Source organism: Methylobacterium sp. E-066 (assembly GCF_022829635.1).
Classification (GTDB): Bacteria; Pseudomonadota; Alphaproteobacteria; order Rhizobiales; family Beijerinckiaceae; genus Methylobacterium.
In genome coordinates this window covers 64,627-83,579 of sequence record NZ_JAKSYO010000096.1, presented here as the reverse complement: position 1 = coordinate 83,579, position 18,953 = coordinate 64,627, and the positions used below count along the sequence as shown (strand labels likewise).

Below are 18,953 nucleotides of genomic sequence, written 5' to 3'. Positions count from 1 at the left end.
CACGACATGGAGGCCAGGATGGGCGTGCGCGTCGCGGAAACCACGGGCGACAAGACGCCCCGCGATAAACCCTGGATCATCCGCACCTATGCGGGCCATTCCAACGCGGCCGAGTCCAACGCGCTCTACCGGGGCAACCTCGCCAAGGGCCAGACCGGCCTGTCGGTGGCCTTCGACCTGCCGACCCAGACCGGCTACGATCCCGATCACGAATTGGCGCGCGGGGAGGTCGGCAAGGTCGGCGTCTCGATCGCGCATCTCGGCGACATGCGGACCCTGTTCCAGGACATCCCGCTCGCCCAGATGAACACCTCGATGACGATCAACGCCACGGCCCCGTGGCTGCTGGCGCTCTACCTGGCGGTGGCCGAGGAGCAGGGTGCGCCCTTCGATGCCCTCCAGGGCACGACCCAGAACGACATCATCAAGGAGTACCTGTCGCGCGGGACCTACGTGTTCCCGCCCGCGCCCTCGCTCCGGCTCACCAAGGACGTGATCCTGTTCACGACCCAGAACGTGCCGAAGTGGAACCCGATGAATGTCTGCTCCTACCACCTGCAGGAGGCGGGGGCGACGCCGGTCCAGGAGCTGTCCTACGCGCTGGCCATCGCCATCGCGGTGCTCGACACCGTGCGCGACGACCCCGAATTCGACGCGACAAGTTTTTCCGACGTGTTCGGGCGGATCTCGTTCTTCGTGAATGCCGGGCTGCGCTTCGTCACCGAGATCTGCAAGATGCGGGCCTTCGCCGAGCTCTGGGACGAGATCGCCCAGGAGCGCTACGGCATCGACGACCCGAAGAAGCGGATTTTTCGCTATGGGGTCCAGGTCAACAGCCTCGGACTGACGGAGCAGCAGCCCGAAAACAACGTCCACCGCATCCTGATCGAGATGCTGGCCGTGACCCTCTCCAAGCGCGCCCGCGCCCGGGCGGTGCAGCTGCCGGCCTGGAACGAGGCCCTCGGCCTGCCGCGGCCCTGGGACCAGCAATGGTCGATGCGCATGCAGCAGATCCTGGCCTTCGAGACCGATCTTCTGGAATATGACGATATCTTCGACGGCTCGAAAGTCATCGAGGCCAAGGTCGAGGCTCTGAAGGCCGAGACCCGGGCCGAGCTGGAGCGGATCGGCGGCATCGGCGGCGCGGTCGCCGCCGTGGAGACCGGCGCCCTCAAGCGCGCCCTGGTCGAGTCGAACGCCAAGCGGATCTCGGCGATCGAGGCCGGCGAGCAGATCGTCGTCGGCGTCAACAAGTGGCAGCAGGGCGAGCCCTCGCCGCTCACCGCCGGGGAGGGCGCGATCTTCTCCGTGTCCGAGACCGTGGAGATGGAGGCGCAGGGCCGCATCCGCGACTGGCGCAGCAAGCGCGACGACCGGGCTGTCGGCCAGACGCTCGAAGCCCTGGAGCAGGCCGCGCGCTCCGGCGCCAACATCATGCCGGTCTCGATCGCGGCCGCGAAGGCCGGCGTCACCACCGGCGAGTGGGGCGAGCGCCTGCGGCAGGTGTTCGGCGAGTACCGGGCGCCCACCGGGGTGAGCCTCGAGACCGTCTCCTCCGGGGCGGCCGAGGAGGCCAAGCTCCTGATCGCGGATCTCGGCGAGCGGCTCGGCGAGACGCCGCGGCTGGTGGTCGGCAAGCCCGGCCTCGACGGCCACTCGAACGGCGCCGAGCAGATCGCGTTGCGCGCCCGGGATGTCGGCTTCGACGTGACCTACGACGGCATCCGCCAGACCCCTGCGGAGATCGTGGCGAAGGCCAAGGAGACCGGCGCCCACGTGGTCGGCCTGTCGATCCTGTCCGGCAGCCACGTGCCGCTGGTGCGCGAGGTCCGCGCCCAGATGCGCGAGGCCGGGCTCGACCACATCCCCGTGGTGGTCGGCGGCATCATCTCGCCGGAGGATGAGCTCGTCCTGAAGAACATGGGCGTGCGCGCGGTCTACACGCCCAAGGACTACGCCATCGACGCGATCATGATCGGCCTGGCCAAGGTGGTGGAGAAGAGCCTGGACCGGCAGGGCAGCCCGCCGGAGCCGGCGCGGGAGGGCGCGCAGGTTTACTGAAGACGCATCCGGCCGGGATACAGGTGTGCGCGCCTTCCCGATCGCGCTGCGGATCGCGTAGGACGGCGCGATGCCGTCCGCCCTCGCTACGATCCTCGTCCTCGCCGTCCTGCTCGCCGCCGCCCTGTCGGCCGGGCTGATCCTGCGGTTGCGCCCGGCCCTCCAGCGCTACGCCCTGGCGCGGCCGAACGCCCGGTCGAGCCACACGGTGCCGACGCCCCAGGGTGGCGGGATCGCCGTGGTGACGGCGCTGGTGACGATCTCGGGGCTGCTGATCGCGGCGCCGGAGATCGGCGGCCGGCCGGACTGGATCGGGCTCGCGAGCGGCACCCTGGTCCTGGCGCTGCTGGGCGCCGTGGACGACCTGCGGCCGCTGCCGGCCAGACTGAGGCTCGCCGTGCAGGCTGGGGTGGTCGGCGTGCTGGTCTGGCAGCTCGACGGGCGGCTGCTGCCTTGGGCGCCCCTGTGGCTGGAGCGCGGCCTCGCGCTGCTGGCCGGCGTCTGGTTCGTCAACCTGACGAACTTCATGGACGGGCTCGACTGGCTGACGGTGGCCGAGATCGTCCCGGTCTCCGGAGCACTGCTGCTGCTCGGGCTCGCCGGATACCTGCCGCCGCTGCCGGCCCTGGTGGCGGCCTGCCTGCTCGGGGCGCTGCTCGGCTTCGCGCCGTTCAACCGGCCGGTGGCGAACCTCTTCCTCGGGGATGTCGGCTCGCTGCCGATCGGGCTCGTCACCGCCTGGCTGCTCTGCCAGCTCGCCCTGGCGGGGGGGCTCGCCGCCGCCCTGCTGCTACCGCTCGTCTACCTCGCCGATGCCAGCCTGACGCTCGCCGCCCGGGGGGCGCGGGGCGAGCGGGTCTGGGAGGCGCATCGCGGCCACTACTACCAGCGCGCCACCGATAACGGCCTGACCGTCTTGGGGGTCGCGGCGCGGGTGTTCGGGGTCAACCTCGTGCTGGCGGGGCTCGCCGCCGCGACCTTGCTTTGGCCGTCCTGGCCGGTCACGCTCGGAGCGCTCGCGGCCGGGCTTGCCCTGGTCGCCACCCTGCTCCGCCGCTTCGCCCGCGCCCCCGCGCCGGCCCATGCCGAAGGTGCCGCCAGCCCGTGACCGGATCGATCGCGCTCACCGGGGCCACCGGGTTCATCGGCCGCCATCTGCTTGCCGACCTCACCGCCCGCGGCTACCGGGTCCGGGTGCTGCTGCGCCGGCCGACGGCGCTGCCGGAGGGCGCCGCGAGCGCGGTGGTCGGCGACCTGACCCGCCCGATCAACATGGCGGCGGCGCTCAGCGGCGTCGACGCCGTGGTGCACTCGGCGGGCCTCGCCCATGCCATGTCGGGCGCCCCCGAGGACGATTACCGCACCCTCAACACCGAGGCGACGCGCAAGCTCGCGGAGGCTGCGGCCCGGGCGAGGGTGCGGCGGTTCGTGTTCCTGTCCTCGATCCGCGCGCAGGTCGGGGCCAGCGCGCCGGGCGTCGTCGGGGAGGGCGATGAGCCCCGGCCCACCGACGCCTACGGCCGCTCCAAGCTGGAGGCCGAGCGGGCGCTCTCCGAGACCGGTCTCGACTGGGTCGCGCTCCGCCCGGTCCTGGTCTACGGCGCGGGCGTGAAGGGCAACATGGCCGCGCTCCTGCGGCTCGCCCGCAGCCCCTATCCGCTGCCGCTGGGCTCCCTCGCGGCGCGGCGCTCGCTGATCTCCCTGGAGAGTCTGTCGGGGGCCGTGGACACCGTCCTTCGGGCGCCGGCCCCGATCCGATCCGCCCTGATCGCCGCCGATCCGGACCCGCTCAGCCTGGCCGAGATGCTCACGGCGCTGCGTGCCGGCCTCGGCCGCAAGCCCGGGCTGGTCCCGGTGCCGGCCGGCCTCCTCGGCCTGGCCTGCCGGCTGACCGGCCGGGAGGCTGTGTTCGCCCGCGTTGCGGAAGGCCTGGAGGCCCGCGCCGACGGCCTCGCGGCGCTCGGATGGCGCCCGGCCGCGCCGACGCGGGACGGGCTGGCGCGCTTGGCGCGAGAGGGCGGCTGAATTCAGGGCGGTGACGGTCTTTCCCATCCACACCCCTCATGCTGAGGCGCCCGCTTCAGCGGGCCTCGAAGGAGCCCTCCAGGAATCGCGCGGCCGGCTGGAGGGCTCCTTCGAGGCCTCCGCTGCGCTCCGTCGCCTCAGGATGAGGGGGTTGGGTGGGACGAAACACGAGGTCGACCCGGGGAGCCGAACGCGTCAGCCGATCGCAGCGCTCGCCGCACTAACCGGCGGCTCGGCCTCGGCCGTCGCCCCCGTGGAAACAAACTCCCGCCCGCCCGGCCGTTGCGCGTGGCGCTCGCGGAAATGCGGCACCGCCGCCTCGAACACGGCCTCCGCGGCCGCCCGGTCGCCCGCCGCGACGGCCGCCCGCAGCTGGGCCACCCAGGCGTCGAGCCGGGCGCGGTCGGCGAAGACCGGGCGGGCCGCCATCACGCCGTCGATGCCCGGCAGGGTGACCCGGGGCTCCTCACGGGCGAACAGGATCTCGTTGAGCCGCTCGCCGGGGCGGGCGCCGGTATAGGCGATCTCGATCTCGGCCCCCGGCTCGAACCCGGCGAGCCGGATCATCCGCTCGGCGAGCTCGGCGATCCGCACCGGCTGGCCCATCTTGAGCACGTAGACCGCGGCGCGCTCGGCCTCCGGGGTGGCCCGGCCCTCGCCGTCGGCGTGGGAGGCCGCGGTCAGCACGAGGTCGCAGGCCTCACGGACGGTCATGAAATAGCGGACCATGTCGGGATCGGTGACCGTGACCGGGCCGCCCCGGGCGATCTGCCCCTTGAACACCGGCACCACCGAGCCGACCGAGCCGAGCACGTTGCCGAAGCGCACGGCGATCAGGCGGGTGGGATGGTCCGGCTTGGCGGATTGCTCGGCATCCAGCGCCTGGGCGACCATCTCGGCGAAGCGCTTGGTGACGCCGAGCTGCGAGACCGGCTCGATCGCCTTGTCGGTGGAGACCATCACGAGGGCCCGGGCGCCCGCCGCCACCGCGGCCTCGGCGACGTTGATCGAGCCGAACACGTTGGTCTTGATGCCCTCCTGCCAGTCGCGCTCCAGGTAGGGCACCTGCTTGAGCGCGGCGGCGTGGACCACGCAATCGGGCCGGAACGCCGCGATGACCTGATGGACCCGCTCGCGGTCGCGGATATCGGCGAGCACACCGGTCACCGCGGCCTGGGCGGACAGGATCGCCGGGTGGCTGAGGATGCCGTGGAGCGCCGGCTCCGAGGATTCGAGCACCAGCACCGCGGCGGCCCCGAAGGCCACGGCCCGCAGGCAGATCTCCGAGCCGATCGAGCCGCCGCCGCCCGTCACCACCACCCGGCGGCCGGCCAAAAACGCCTCCAGGCGCGGCCGGTCGATCGCCACGGTGGGGCGCAGGAGCAGGTCCTCGATCTCGAGGGGCGCCAGCTCGGGCCCCTGCGCGCCCTCGCCGAGCCCGACCACGCGGGCGAGCGGCAGGCCGAGCCGCCGGGCGCGGGCGATCAGGTCGTCGGGGGCGGCCTCCGGCACCAGGGCGCTCGGGGCGGCCACCAGCCGCCGCACCGGCTCGCCGCTCGCCGCCAGCTCCGCCACCACCCGTTCGAGATCCCGGAAGCCGCCGAGCACGGGCACGCCGCGCATGAACTGCCCGGTCTCGTCCGCCCGCGGCGACAGGATCCCGCGGGGCGCCAGCTTCCGGACGGAGCCGGTCTCGATGGCGCGGATCAGCACGTCGAGATCGCCGCCGCGCCCGAGCAGCAGCGTCGGCACGGTGGCGGCCCGGGCGCTCGATTGCCGGGAGCGGGTGTCCTTGAGGTACCGGAACGCAAGGCGCGCGCCCCCGAGCAGAAAGATCTGCAGGACCCAGTACAAAACAATCGCGATCTTGCCGAAGAAGTAGAAGCCGTAGAGGTCGGCCGAGACCAGGACCCAGTCGGTCACCAAGAGGGCCAGGGCCAGGACGCTCGACGCCCGGACGATCCCGGCGAGATCCTGCAGCGAGGCGAAGCGCCACTTGGTCCGGTACAGCCGGAACCGGCCGTAGACGAGGCCGGCGAAGAGCAGGAACGGCGGCAGCAGCAGCGGCAGGGCGTGCAGGCGCTCGTCCAGCATGCCGCCCTGGAAGCGGAACAGGAAGGTGAGCACCACGGCGGCGGCGGTCGCCGCGAGGTCGTGGGCCACCATCACCGCGATCTTGTAGAAGCGCTGCTGCATCGGGGGCCGAATGGGGTGCCGCGCGGTATCCGCCGCGGCATCCGCCCTGTCAACGCGGGGCCGGACGCCTCAGGAGCGCGCCCCGCCCGGGGATCGTCCTACTTGACGATCGCGCCGGAGAAGCCGGTCTTGAAGTTCTTCTGGTAGGTCCGGCCCTTGAGCGGGTAGACCTTGTCGACGAGCAAGGTCTTGACGCGCTCGTTGAAGTCTTCGGTCGTTACAGTCTGCGCCTTACCCGTGATCAGCGTCCTGGCCATAATCGTCTCCGCGTCGTCGCCCAGGGCACGGTATTGCGCGGAGGGTGAACTCTACATGGGGCATGGGCGACGATTTACAAAGACTTATCTTTCAGGTGAGCGCCCGGACGGCCGCTCCGGCCGCGTCGTCGACCCGGTCGATATCGGGGGCGTCGATGTGCCGATAGCGGGCCTGGATCAGCCCGAACGCCCCGAAGGCGGCGTGGCCGGCCCCGACCAGGGCGAGCAGGATCCAGCCATAGGGCTGGGCGCGCAGCAACGCGAAGGCCTCGGTCAGACCCTTCGCGTCCGACGAGCGCTGGTGCCAGGCCGCCGCCACCAGGAACCCGCCGATGATCAGGAAGGCGATGCCCCGGGCCGCGTAGCCGAAGCGCCCGATCGGGCCGGCCCAGCGGTCGCGGGCCTGGGCGTCGAGGGACAGCCGCTCGGTGACGTCGCCCCGCCAGGCCTTGCCGAGGAAGCCGAAGCCGCCGCCGATCACACCGAGGCCGACGAGGGCCACGAGCCAGCGCCCGAAGGGTTTTGCCAGGAGCCAGGCGGTGCCGTCATGCACGCCGTCGCCGCCGCTCATCCCGAGGCCGAGGCTGAGCGAGGCCGCGCTGACGGCGAGCCCGAAATAGATCGCCGCGCTGATGAGATGCGCGCCGCGCACCGCCAGCCCCTTGGCCGAATTGCCCCGCCGGTCGGCATCGGTCACGCCCTCGACCAGGCGCCAGAGGGCGAAGCCGGCGAGCCCCAGGGCGATCAGCCCAACCAGGACCGCGCCGAACGGCCCGCCCAGGACGGCGCGCAGGGCATCCTTGCTGTCGCCGGCCCGGCCGCCCTGGCCGATGGCGGCGAGCAGCGCCAGGGCGCCGACCACGCAGTAGACGACCCCGCGGGCGCCGTAGCCGAGGCGGGCGATGCGCTCGATCGTGTTGCGCCCACCGGGGAAAGGCGTCATGCGCGGCACCGGGCGGAGCGTTGTTCAGGGTTCGGCACGGGCGGATCCGGTGGCGTGGGCCCGATCAACGTCCGGACGCCCGGACCCGATCCGTTGCCAGCTCTACACCGGCGGCCGGATCACACTGGATCACACTGGATCACATGGGCGTCCGCTCCGCGCGGCCGGCCAGGGCGACGTAGAATCCGAGGCCGTCCTGGGCCGGCAGAGTATGCAGGCGCTCGATCAGGCCGCGACGCTTGGCGTCCAGGAGCAGGCGGCCCGCCGGCTGGAACAGGGTCTCGCCGCCGCCCTCCGGGGGCGGGTCCAGGCGGATCGCCACGGTCTTGCCCTTGGCGAAGCGGCTACGCTCCAGCATGTCCTTGAGGGACGCCTCCGCGGTCGCCCGGTTGGCGCCGCGCAGGTCGAGCACGGATTCCGCGTCCGTCACGCCGAGGGCGCCGCGCAGCTTGGCCGCGTAGAAATCTTCGAAGTGGGGCAAGTCGGCGCCTTGAAGCTCTGCTGGGCCGGACGAACCGGCGCGTTGCGATCGGGTGCGGGGCCTCAGACGGCGAGGCCGCGGTAGATGTCGCGCACCGGCACGGTGCCGTCGAGTTCCGGCAGCGCAAGGCTGCCGTCGAAGCCGAGCGCCTGCACGGTCCAGTCATCGGCTTCCCGGCGCCACACTTCAACGCGGGCCTCGTCGGAATAGACGATCAGCAGAACCGCGAGGCTCGGCACCGTGCGGTAGAAGTCGATCTTGCGGCCCCGGTCCAGGCTCATGGTCGAAGGCGACAGCACCTCGGCGACCAGAAGCGGATCCTCCGCGTAGCCATCGGGCAGCGGCGGCCCGCAGCGCACCACCACGTCCGGGATCGGCACGAAATCGTCCTGCGCGGCGCTGACGATCCCGAGCCCGGGCATCGCGCGGCAGCCCCGCGGCTCGGCCAGGGCATCCAGGCGTCCGGCCAGGTTCATGACGATGCGCTGATGGCGCTCCCGCGGCGGCGACATGAGCGCAGGCTCGCCGTCGAGGAGTTCCCAGCGCTCCGCATCCGGGCGGTTCTCCGCCCAGCGCTTGAACTCGGCAAATCCCATGCGCGTGTCGCGCCGCGCGGCCACAGCCATCGCCGCCCTCCGGTCACCGGACGATGGTAGCACCGGTGATGCCACCCGCAACAGCGCCGGTTCAGACGGTCCCCCGGGCGTAGGCCTCGCCCACCGGCAGGGCACCACCGAGTTCCGGCAGGGCGATGGCCTCGCCCGGCCCGGCGACCCGCATCGTCCAACCGGCATCCCGGCGCCAGACCTCGATCCGGGCCTCGTCAGAATAGACGATGAGCAGGCTCTGGAGGCTCGGGACGGTGGCGTAGAAGGCGAGCTTGCGGCCGCGGTCGTTGGTCATGGTGCCGGGCGAGAGCACCTCGGCGATCAGCAGCGGATCGTCGATGAAGCCTCTGGACGGCATCGACCCGCAATGGACCACCACATCCGGGTAGGGCGCATAATCGTCCATCGCGTCGCTGAGGATGGCGAGGCCCGGATAGGCGCCGCAGCCGCGCGGCTCGGCCAGCCCGTCGAGACGGGTGAGCAGGTTGGTCACGATGCGCTGGTGCCGGGCGCTCGGGGACGCCATCAGCACCGGCTCGCCGTCGAGTAGCTCCCAGCGCTCCTCGTCCGGACGCGGCTCGACCCAGCGCCGGTACTCGGCGACGCTCATGCGCCCAGTCTGCATCGCGGCCTCCGATCGGACGCACAACGATATCACGGATCGAAAAATCCGGCGCCAACTCAATCGGTTGCGACCGCTGCGGCCAAGTCCCCGCCGGCCTCGAGGAAGCGTTGCGGGTCGACAGGCTCGCCGTCGATCCGGGTCTCGTAATGCAGGTGCGCCCCGGTGGAGCGCCCGGTCGAGCCGACGGCGCCGACCACGTCCCCCGCGGCGACACGCTGGCCGGGGCGGACGCGGATGCGGGCGAGGTGGCCGAATCGGGTGACCACGCCGTGGCCGTGGTCGATCTCGACCATGTTGCCGTAGCCGCCGGCATAGTCCGCGGCGCTCACCCGGCCGGGGGCGGTGGCGCGGGCGGGCTCGCCGGACTCGGCCTTGAGGTCGAGGCCGGTATGGAACGCCAGCCCCCGGGTGAACGGGTCGAGCCGGGTGCCGAACGGGCTCGACACGACCGGCTCGCCGCGGATCGGCCGGCGCAGCGGCAGTGCTGCAGCGAGCCGGTGCAGGCGCTCGCCATCACCCAGCGTCCGGCGGGCCAGGTCCAGATTGCCTTCGAAGCCGCTTGCGACGCTGGTTCCGTCCAGGGCGCGGGCGTCGAGGGGCACCAGCGGGCCGCCGGTTCCGGTCTCTGCCGTGCGGTCCAGGCGGTCGGGGTCGAGGCCGGTGCGGCCGATCAGCCCGCGCAGGCGCCGGACCGTGTCGCCGGCCCGCTCGACCACCCGGGCGAGGCGCTCACCCTGCGCGGTCCCCAGGCCGTCGAGACGCGCCTCCAGCCGGATCAGCCCGGTCTCGGCGTCGATAGCGCTCCGGCGGGGGAGGGCGGGGAATCGGGGCGGGACGCCCGTCTCGGCCGGGCGCAGGCCGAACCCGTCCGGGCCCTCGTCCAGGTGAGGCAGTGCGCCGGTGGTGAGCGGGTCGTTGATCTGGGTTCCGAGGCCGGCCAGGGCCGCCTGCCGGCGCTCCAGCTCGGCCTGACGCTCCAAAGCCGCCGCGACCCGCTCGGCCAGGCTCGATTCCGCGCCGGCCCGGTCGCGGCCCGCCCGGTCGAGCCGGTCCCGCAGCTCGGCGAGTCGGGCCTCGTAGGCGTCCCGCATCGCCCCCTGACGGGCGACGAAGCCGGCGAGCACGTCGTCGTGGAACACGATCAGGTAGGAGGCCCCGAGCGCCCACAGGAGGGCGAGGGCGAGCCCGGCGGCGAGGAGCTTGGGAAGCGGCGGGCGATGCATCAAGACGGCCCCGTGGAAGCCGCCATTCAGACCCGATTAGGGTTAAAGATCCGTCGCGCCGCCCGCTCCCGACCGGCTACCGCCGCCACGGGTTTCGGTCTTCGAGCAGGCCGGCGTGCCGAGCGCGGGGCCCCTCTCCCGCGCGGGCTAACGGATTCACATATCGGTCTATCAGCAAGCGCTTGCGGCACCACGCTTTTCCCCTCCCCCTTGCGGGGAGGGGCTAGGGGTGGTGCAGGATCGAACGTGAGGGTGCCTTCTGCACCACCCCCACCTCCAACTCCTCCCCGCAAGGGGGAGGAGAGCCCGCCCCCCCTTCGCAAGGCAATGTTTGAATCCGCGAGCCTGCACGGGAGAGGGGGCACGTCGCGGCCTGCTAGAACGAGAGCGCCCCAAACCCGTGTCGACGGTAGCCCGCCCGATCAGGGCAGCGCCCGGGCGGCCTCCAGCACCGCCTCGGCATGACCGGGCACCTTCACCTTCGGCCAGACCTTGGCGATGCGCCCCTCCCGGTCAACCAGCACGGTGGTGCGCTCCACGCCCATGTATTTGCGCCCGTACATGCTCTTCTCGACCCAGACTTCGTAGGCCTCCAGCACGGCCTTGTCCTCGTCGGAGGCGAGCGGGAAGGCGAGGCCGTACTTGCCGCAGAACTTGTCGTGGCTCTTCACCGGGTCCGGCGACAGGCCGATCACCTTCGCGTCGGCCTCCGCGAAGGCCGGCAGCAGGCCGTTGAAGTCCTGCGCCTCCAGGGTGCAGCCGCTCGTGTCGTCCTTCGGGTAGAAGTAGAGCACGATCTTGTGACCGCGGAGTGCCGACAACGCGATCCGCCCGCCGCCGGAGGCCGGAAGGTCGAAATCGGGGGCCGGATCGCCCTCTGACAGTGGCATCGTGCCTTCCTTTCGGCCGATTGATGGTGTGCAGTCCCGCCATGCGCGGCAGCACCATGAGGTTGCGCCGCGCCGCCCGACCAGAACTCGGAGTCACGCCCGCTGTAAAGCGCGGACGCGCTTCGATCCACCGGCCGCGGAGTTCCGCGTGCGAAGCCCCCGGAACAAGGGTCCCGATGGCGGACGAGACGACCTTGGCAGGCAAGCCTCGGGGGAGGGCGCGACGTTGGGGCGGGTTCTGCCTCGTCGGCGCGCTCGTCCTGGTGCTGCTCGTCGGCGGCGGGATCGGGCTGGCAGTCCTGCGCCTGTCCAACGGCCCGCTGCAGATCGACGCCCTGTCGCGCCGGGTCGCCGCCGCGGTGGCCGAGCGGATCGGGCCGGGCTGGAGCATCGGGATCCGCGGCAGCAGCCTCGAACTCGACCGCGAGAACGCCCTGAGCCTGCGCTTCTCCGGGCTCGACATCCGCAATCCGCAGGGCGACCTGGTGGTGCGGGCGCCGCTGGCCCTGGTCAGCCTCGACCCCTGGAGCCTCCTGCATCTCAACCTGCAGCCCCGCTCGATCGAATTCCGCGAGACCCAGACCACCGCCCTCGTCCACCGGGACGGGTCGATCGCGTTCGCGGCCTCCGAGGCCAACCACCCGGTGGATATCGAGCCGCACACGCCGCCGAGCGTGGACGAGGCCCGCGGCAAGGTCTCGCCGCTCTCGGCGACCCTGGCCTCGATCTTCGGCGTGGTGCTGGATTCCAGCGGCGTCGTCGGCGCCCTCGACCGCGCCCGCATCACCGACGCGCGCCTGCGGCTGATCGACGACGACGGCCGCGAGCGCGCGGTGTTCGCCCGGGTCAACGGGCTGTTCGGGCGCGATCCGGTGAACGGCACCCGCAACTTCGAGTTGCGACTCGATGGCCCCCATGGCGAGTGGCGGTTCGGCGGCGCGCTACGCGAGGCCGGCGAGGGGCAAGAGGGCAAGGGGCAAGACGGCAAGCCGCTGGCGCGCTCCGGGGTCATCACCCTGGACGACCTGCCGGTCCCCGACCTGCTGCTGCTCTCCGGCCAATCGAGCCTGCCGCTGACCACCGATCTCAAGCTCTCGGCCCGCGCCGACGTGAGCCTGGTGGCCGGGCGGATCACGACCATGAACGCCAAGGTCCATACCGGCGACGGCACCTTCCTGATCGAGGAGAAGGACTTCAACCCGGTCACGGTCGAGAGCCTGGACGCGACCCTGAACTGGGACGAGGCCGGCCGGGTCATGTCGCTGACCGGGCTGGACTACCGGGGGGCCGGCAACGCCGTCCATCTGACCGGCACCTGGACCGAGAGCGCGCCGGACGCCGCCACGGCCTGGACCGCGACGCTGTCGGGTCGCGACGCGACCTTGCGCGGGGCGACCGCGAAGGACGCGCCGGTGAAGATCGACGCGCTCGACGCGCAGCTCACCGGCCGGGACGGCGGCATCGCCATCGACGCCCTCAACGTTGCCGCCCCGGGCGTGCAGGGGGTGATCACCGGCACGATCGGCACCACGGCCGACGAGGGCGGCCTGACCCTGCGCATCCTCGGCCATGACGGCGAGGTCCGGACCGGCCTGCGCCTGTGGCCGGAGCATATCGCGCCGCCGGCCCGCACCTACCTGGTGGACCAGTTGCGCCGCGGCCGGATCGAGTCCGTCGACATCCGCGTGAAGATGTCCGGCACGGTGCTGGCCGCCGCGACCAAGGGCGAGCCGGCCCCCGACGACGCGGTGCATATCGATTTCCGGGTCTCCGACGCGGCGCTGGACGTCACTCCCGACGCGCCGCCCGTGGTGAAGGGCAACGTCTCCGGGACGATCACCGGGCGCTCGACCACCGTGCGCAACGTGACCGCCGAGGTGCGCGGACCGGACGGCCGCGGGCTGGCGATCTCGGACGGCAGCTTCGTGATCCCGCAGATCACCCCGGACCGGGTGGTGGCGCAGATCGGCATGCGGCTCTCCGGGGGCGCGGACGGCATGGCCTCCGTGCTCCAGGCGAAGCTGTTCAAAAGCCTGATGAGCGTCGATCTCGACCCGGCCACGATCAAGGGCAACGCCGACCTGCGGGTCGACTTCCCCCTCGACCTGAAACACGTGCCCGACCTGCCGAACCTGCCCGTGACCCTGTCGGGGACGCTCTCCGACCTCTCGGTCGACAAGGTGATGGGCAAGGACCGGCTGGATTCGGGCAAGTTCTCCCTGCTGTACGACCGCGGCGCCTTCACGCTGAAGGGCGACGGCCGGGTCGCGGGCGCCCCCATCTCGGTGGACCTGCGCCAGCCCAAGGTCGGCCAGCCCGGCGAGGCGGTGGTCAACCTCGCCCTCGACGATGCCTTACGCGGCAAGAAGGGCCTGCCGACCGCGCCGCAGCTCTCGGGCACGATCCCGGTCCGGGCCGTGGTGCCGATCGGCCGGCCCGGAACGGCCAAGCCGCCGATCCGGGTCGAGGCGGACCTCGCCAAGGCCGGCATCGACGGGCTGGTGCCCGGCCTGACCAAGCTGGCGGGCAAGCCGGGCCGCGTCAGCTTCACGCTGGTCGATAGCGGCCAGACCTACGAGCTGCGCGATTTCGCCCTCGACGCCGCCCCGGCCTCCGCGCGCGGCAGCCTGACGATCAGCCCGGAAGGCGGCCTGGAGCGCGCCGACCTGACGAGCGTCAAGCTGTCCCCGGGGGACGACCTGCGGGTGAGCCTCGACCGCACCGGCACCGGCTACAAGGTCCTGGTCCGCGGCGCGGTGGTCGATGCGCGGCCGTTCCTCAAGTCCCTGGGCGGCCCGGACGCCAAAGGCGGCAAGGAGGCGAAGGACGCGAACCCGAAGGATATCGATGCCGACATCCAGGTGCCGATCGTGGCGGGCTTCAACGACGAGGCGCTGACCAACGCCAACCTGCGGCTGTCGCTGCACGGCCGGACCCTGAAAGCCGCCACCATCACCGGGCGCTTCCGCGCGGCCCCGTTCGCCGCCACCGTCACCCGCGGCGAGCGCGGCGTGCCGACGCTGGCCGTGGACTCGGCCGATGCCGGCGCGACGTTGCGCTTCGTCGACATCTACCGGCGGATGTATGGCGGGCGGCTCACCGCCGGGATCGGCCTCAACGACGGCCCGCAATCCGGCGTCGTGCAGATCCGCGACTTCTCGCTCCGCAACGAGCCGGCGCTGTCCAGCATCATGGCGCAGGGACCGGAGCCGGCCGAGGCGGACACGGCCCGCGGCCGTCGGATCGCCCCGGGCCGAGCGGCCGGGGACGTCACCTTCGACCGGATGCGGGCGAATTTCGTGCGCAGCGGCAGCCGGGTCGATTTCAGCGACGCGGCGATCTCCAACGCCGCGATGGGCTTCACCCTGTCGGGCTGGCTCGATACCGGCCGGGAGCGCACCGACATGACCGGGACCTTCGTGCCGCTCTACGGGCTCAACAACGTCGCCTCGCAGCTGCCGCTGCTCGGGCCGCTGCTGGGCGGCGGGCACAACGAGGGCCTGTTCGCGGTCAATTTCCGCGTCTCCGGCAAGCTCGCCTCCCCGGATGTGAGCGTGAACCCGCTCTCGGCCATCGCCCCGGGCTTCCTGCGCAAGCTGTTCAGCGCCGGCGGCGGCCCCTTCGCGGACGGCGTACCGGCGGTGCCGCAGGGCGAGCGGTAGCGGCATCCCGTCCGGCGGCACGTTTTCGACCTGCACCGTCATTGCGAGCGCAGCGAAGCAACCCAGGGAAACGCCATCTTCTGAGATCGCGCGCTGTTCTGGGTTGCTTCGCTGCGCTCGCAATGACGAAGGGGGAAGATGAACGCTGCCGCAAAGGCGCGAAAAAACCCGGCGCAGCGGACCGCACCGGGCTCGACCCAAAAGTCGCAAAAAACTACTTCTCGACGAAGGCTTTCTCGATCACGTAGTGGCCGCCTTCGCCGTGGTTGCCTTCCTCGTAGCCGCCGGTGCTGAGCAGCTCGCGGGTGTCGCGGATCATGTCGGGGCTGCCGCACAGCATGAAGCGATCGGCCTCGACCGACATCGCCGGCAGGCCGATATCGGCAAACAGCTTGCCCGAGACCATCAGGTCGGTGATCCGGCCGCGGTTGCGGAACGGCTCGCGGGTCACGGTCGGGTAGTAGATCAGCTGGTTCGAGATCATCTCGCCCAGGAACTCGTGGCGGGGCAGGGACTCGGTGATGGTCTCGCCATAGGCCAGCTCCTGGACCTGGCGGCAGCCATGGACCAGCACGACCTTCTCGAACCGGTCGTAGGTCTCCGGGTCCTTGATGATCGACAGGAACGGGGCCAGCCCCGTGCCGGTGCCGAGCAGGTAGAGGTTCCGGCCGGGCAGCAGGTTGTCGAGCACGAGGGTGCCGGTGGGCTTCTTGCCGACGATGATCGGGTCGCCGACCTTGAGGTGCTGGAGCTTCGAGGTCAGCGGTCCGTCCTGGACCTTGATCGAGAAGAACTCGAGCTCCTCCTCGTAATTGGCCGAGACCACCGAATAGGCGCGCAGCAGCGGCCGCCCCTCGACCTCGAGGCCGATCATGGTGAACTCGCCGTTGCGGAACCGGAACGCCGGGTCCCGGGTGGTGCGGAACGAGAACAGGTTCTCGGTCCAGTGATGCACCGACAGAACGCGCTCCTCGTAGAACTTGCTCATCGACGGATCAGTCCTCGAATCCTCTGATGCTCGGCCCATGCCCCCGGCGATTCGGGGTGCATGAGGTTCGGCGGATCGTCGCCGCCCCGCGGGCGCGGGGTCGGACCCTACGCGTCGGCGCGCCGGGATCCGGATGTCAAACACATGTCGGGTGCTTCTTTCGCAGTTGCAGCACGCCCGTCAAGGCGCGTCAGGATCACACCTGCGGAAGAAGTGAATCGCCTGGAATCGTTCGAATATTTTAACCGGCGGTGACCGGCCGGATCGGCTTCAGCCCCGCCTCGATCGCGGCCCGGCGCGGCTCCAGGAACGGCGGCAGGGCGAGGCGCGCGCCCAGGCTCTCCAGGGGCTCGTCGGCGGTGAAGCCCGGACCGTCGGTCGCGATCTCGAACAGGATGCCGTTGGGCTCGCGAAAATACAGGCTGCGGAAGTAGTAGCGGTCCACCGGCCCGCTGCTCGGCACCCGGGCGGCCTTCAGCCGGTCGGCCCAGGCCTCGTAATCCGCATCGGGGATGCGGAAGGCGACGTGGTGGACCGCACCCGCACCCTGCTGCGCCGGCGCCGACGCATCGGCCAGGAGCTGGATCTCGGCGGCCGGGCCGCCGGGGCCCATGGCGTAGACCTCGACCGGGCCGTCGCCGGTCTCGAAGCTGCGCGCCAGGCGCATGCCGAGCAGATCGGTCAGCACGGCGGCCGTCCGGGACGGGTCCGGCACGGACAGGCGGATCGGGCCCAGCCCGCGGATCTGGTAGGCCGCGGGCACCGGCGAGGCGTCCCAGGGATGCTCCGGGCCGGTGCCGCCGTCATCGACCAGGGCGAGGCGCTGGCCCTCGGGATCCTCGAAATCGACGGTGAGGCGGCCATCGCGCAGGGCGGGTTCGGCCACCACGGATCCGGCCTCGCGCAGGCGCACGTGCCACCACGCCACCGCGCCCTCGCCGGGCACGCGCAGGTGGGTGCGGGTGATGCTGTTCGACCCGCGCCGCTCCCGGGGCGCCGGCCAGTCGAAGAAGGTGATGTCGCTGCCGGGGCTCGCCAGCCCGTCGGCGTAGAACAGGTGATAGGCCGAGACGTCGTCCTGGTTCACGGTCTTCTTCACGAGCCGCAGGCCCAGCGTGCCGGTGTAGAAGGCCACGTTCTCCGCGGCGCGGGCGGTCACCGCGGTGAGGTGATGGATGCCGGTCAGCTGCATGGTTTTTCGTGGGGGTCCCGCTCCGATGCGCCTCAGGTAGGGATCGGTCGTCGGCGTTGCGAGCACACGGCTGGAATGCAGTGGGTGTAAGGGGGCAGACTGCCAAGCCCCACGCCCCTGGGAGACACCCGATGGCCGTCGCGTACGAGACCGACACCGTCCTGCCGCCGCTGCATCCCGGCGAGGTGCTGCGCGAGGATTTTCTGATCCCCCTCGGCCTGTCGGCCGGCACGGTGGCGCGGGCCTGCCGCGTCCCGCGGACCCGGATCGAGCGGATCGCCGCCGAGCAGATCGGGGTCTCGACGGACACGGCTCTGCGCCTCGGCCGCTATTTCGGCACGAGCGCGGAGTTCTGGCTCAATCTCCAGCGCCAGTACGAGGTGGAGACGTTGAGCCTTGCTCTCGGTCCGGAGATCGAGCGAATCGCCCCGCTCGCTCGCGCGGCGGCCTGAGCCTCAGAGCCCGACCGGGCGGCCGGCGGCGACCACCAGCATCCGGCCATCCGCAAAAGTCCGGGCGGCAGCGCGGCGGATGTCGGCCTGGGTCACGGCCGAGACCAGGGCGTTGCGGCGGGCGATGTAATCCATGCCCAGCTCCTCGAAGGCGATCTGCACCAGCTGGTGCGCGATCTTGGTCGAGGTGTCGAAGCCGAGCGCGTAGGAGCCGGTGAGGTAGTCCTTGGCCTTCTGCAGCTCGTCGTCGTCGGGCCCGTCCGTGATCAGCCGGCCGATCTCGTCGCCGATCACCGACAGGGCCTCGCCGACGCGCTCGTTCTTGGTGGCGGTGTAGCCCCAGGTCATCGCGGCGGAGCGGTGGCTGACCAGCGAGGTCCCGACCGAGTAGGCCAGCCCGCGCTTCTCGCGCACCTCCTGGAACAGGCGCGAGGTGAACGCGCCCCCGCCCAGGATGTGGTTGAGCACGTAGGCCGGGATGAAGTCCGGGTCGCGCCAGGCCACGCCGGCCATGCCGAAGCGGATCACGGATTGCGGCACGTCGAGATCGACCACGATGCGCCGGCCGAGTTCCTGCACCTCCGTGCGCGGCACCGCCTCCAGCGCCCCGGCCTCGGGCAGGGCCCCGAAGGCGCGGTTGAGACCTTCGGCCAGCTGCTCGGCCCCGATGGCGCCCACCGCCGCGACCTTCACCCGGCCGCGGCCGATGATGCGGGCATGCATCGCCAGCAGGTCGTCCCGGGTGATCGTGGCGACGCTCTCGACCGTGCCCGAGGAGGGCCGGGCATAGGGGTGGCCGGCGAACGCCTCCTTGAAGAACCGGCGCGAGGCCAGCACGCCCGGATCGTTCTGCTGGTAGCGCAGGCCGGCGATCACTTGGCCGCGGACGCGCTCGATCGCGTCCGGGTCGAGGCGGGGCTTGGCGAGCGCCAGGGCGAGGAGCGCGATGCCCTCGTCGGCGTGCTTGACCAGCATCTTGAGCGAGCCGCCGATCGCGTCGGGGCCGGCATGGAAGGACAGCTCGATCGCCCGGGCGGCGAGCCGCTCCTGGAACGCGTCGGAGGTGAGGTCGCCGGCGCCCTCGTCGAGGAGCCGGGCCAGCATCTGCGCGCAGCCGGCCTTGCCGGCCGGGTCCTGCGCGGCACCGCCCTCGAAGGTGAAGGCCAGGGCGATCATCGGCACCACGGGGGATTCGACGTGCCACGCCTCGACGCCGGCGGCGGTGGTCACCGGCAGCGCCGTGGTGGGGGAATTGGCGGGGGCGGCGGTGTCGACAAAGGTCTCGGCGACGCTCATGGGAACCTCTTTTTTATCGTGTCACGGGCGGCGGAGCCGGTCGACGCTCACGGC

Annotated in this window: 16 protein-coding genes; 5 read left to right on the top strand and 11 right to left on the bottom strand. The window is 71.7% G+C overall.

Going from position 1 to position 18,953, the window contains the following annotated elements:
• Positions 1–18: 18 nt before the first annotated feature.
• From MKL20_RS13315 to MKL20_RS13305, 3 genes are all read left to right on the top strand, one after another.
• Complete coding sequence (locus MKL20_RS13315; protein ID WP_244037062.1) at positions 19–2,061, top strand: protein meaA; 2,043 nt, start codon at positions 19–21, stop codon at positions 2,059–2,061.
• Between the two features lie 70 nt (positions 2,062–2,131).
• Complete coding sequence (locus tag MKL20_RS13310; protein WP_244037061.1) at positions 2,132–3,169, top strand: MraY family glycosyltransferase; 1,038 nt, start codon at positions 2,132–2,134, stop codon at positions 3,167–3,169.
• Positions 3,166–4,086: an NAD-dependent epimerase/dehydratase family protein gene (locus MKL20_RS13305; RefSeq protein WP_244037060.1), complete on the top strand. Its 921-nt coding sequence runs from the start codon at positions 3,166–3,168 to the stop codon at positions 4,084–4,086. The genes MKL20_RS13310 and MKL20_RS13305 overlap by 4 nt, the downstream gene beginning before the upstream one ends.
• 195 nt (positions 4,087–4,281) lie before the next feature.
• On the opposite strand, the gene MKL20_RS13300 is transcribed toward MKL20_RS13305, so the two are convergent.
• The 8 genes from MKL20_RS13300 to MKL20_RS13265 all read right to left on the bottom strand — a co-directional run bounded on the left by MKL20_RS13300 (position 4,282) and on the right by MKL20_RS13265 (position 11,309).
• Positions 4,282–6,282 carry an SDR family NAD(P)-dependent oxidoreductase gene (locus MKL20_RS13300; RefSeq protein WP_244037059.1) on the bottom strand — a complete coding sequence of 667 codons (2,001 nt, stop codon included), beginning with the start codon at positions 6,280–6,282 and terminating at the stop codon, positions 4,282–4,284.
• 98 nt (positions 6,283–6,380) lie between these two features.
• The gene (locus MKL20_RS13295; protein ID WP_167367636.1) at positions 6,381–6,539 is read right to left on the bottom strand and encodes a hypothetical protein; all 159 of its coding nucleotides are present in this window, start codon (positions 6,537–6,539) and stop codon (positions 6,381–6,383) included.
• A gap of 91 nt (positions 6,540–6,630) precedes the next feature.
• On the bottom strand, positions 6,631–7,482 hold the full coding sequence (locus tag MKL20_RS13290) for a DUF1206 domain-containing protein (RefSeq protein ID WP_244037058.1): 852 nt from the start codon (positions 7,480–7,482) through the stop codon (positions 6,631–6,633).
• A gap of 139 nt (positions 7,483–7,621) precedes the next feature.
• Positions 7,622–7,963, bottom strand: coding sequence for a hypothetical protein (locus MKL20_RS13285; protein ID WP_092036933.1), 342 nt, complete (start codon positions 7,961–7,963; stop codon positions 7,622–7,624).
• A 62-nt stretch (positions 7,964–8,025) separates the two neighbouring features.
• Positions 8,026–8,589, bottom strand: a complete 564-nt coding sequence (locus tag MKL20_RS13280; RefSeq protein WP_244037057.1) for a Uma2 family endonuclease — start codon at positions 8,587–8,589, stop codon at positions 8,026–8,028.
• Between the two features lie 61 nt (positions 8,590–8,650).
• Complete coding sequence (locus MKL20_RS13275) at positions 8,651–9,196, bottom strand: Uma2 family endonuclease (RefSeq protein ID WP_244037056.1); 546 nt, start codon at positions 9,194–9,196, stop codon at positions 8,651–8,653.
• A gap of 56 nt (positions 9,197–9,252) precedes the next feature.
• Positions 9,253–10,419: a M23 family metallopeptidase gene (locus MKL20_RS13270; RefSeq protein ID WP_244037055.1), complete on the bottom strand. Its 1,167-nt coding sequence runs from the start codon at positions 10,417–10,419 to the stop codon at positions 9,253–9,255.
• A 422-nt stretch (positions 10,420–10,841) separates the two neighbouring features.
• Complete coding sequence (locus tag MKL20_RS13265; RefSeq protein ID WP_244037054.1) at positions 10,842–11,309, bottom strand: peroxiredoxin; 468 nt, start codon at positions 11,307–11,309, stop codon at positions 10,842–10,844.
• 176 nt (positions 11,310–11,485) lie between these two features.
• On the opposite strand from MKL20_RS13265, the gene MKL20_RS13260 reads away from it, so the two are divergent.
• Positions 11,486–14,971, top strand: a complete 3,486-nt coding sequence (locus MKL20_RS13260) for a DUF3971 domain-containing protein (protein WP_244037053.1) — start codon at positions 11,486–11,488, stop codon at positions 14,969–14,971.
• 214 nt (positions 14,972–15,185) lie between these two features.
• Here the strand turns inward: MKL20_RS13260 and MKL20_RS13255 are convergent, their stop codons facing one another.
• The gene (locus MKL20_RS13255) at positions 15,186–15,959 is read right to left on the bottom strand and encodes a ferredoxin--NADP reductase (RefSeq protein WP_244037052.1); all 774 of its coding nucleotides are present in this window, start codon (positions 15,957–15,959) and stop codon (positions 15,186–15,188) included.
• A 241-nt stretch (positions 15,960–16,200) separates the two neighbouring features.
• Entirely contained in the window at positions 16,201–17,151 is a 951-nt protein-coding gene (locus MKL20_RS13250) for a ring-cleaving dioxygenase (protein WP_244037051.1), read from the bottom strand.
• Positions 17,152–17,282: 131 nt separating this feature from the next.
• Between MKL20_RS13250 and MKL20_RS13245 the strand changes: the two genes are divergently transcribed.
• Entirely contained in the window at positions 17,283–17,603 is a 321-nt protein-coding gene (locus tag MKL20_RS13245) for a HigA family addiction module antitoxin (protein ID WP_244037050.1), read from the top strand.
• A 3-nt stretch (positions 17,604–17,606) separates the two neighbouring features.
• On the opposite strand, the gene MKL20_RS13240 is transcribed toward MKL20_RS13245, so the two are convergent.
• Positions 17,607–18,899: a M16 family metallopeptidase gene (locus MKL20_RS13240; RefSeq protein ID WP_244037049.1), complete on the bottom strand. Its 1,293-nt coding sequence runs from the start codon at positions 18,897–18,899 to the stop codon at positions 17,607–17,609.
• Positions 18,900–18,953 lie beyond the last annotated feature (54 nt).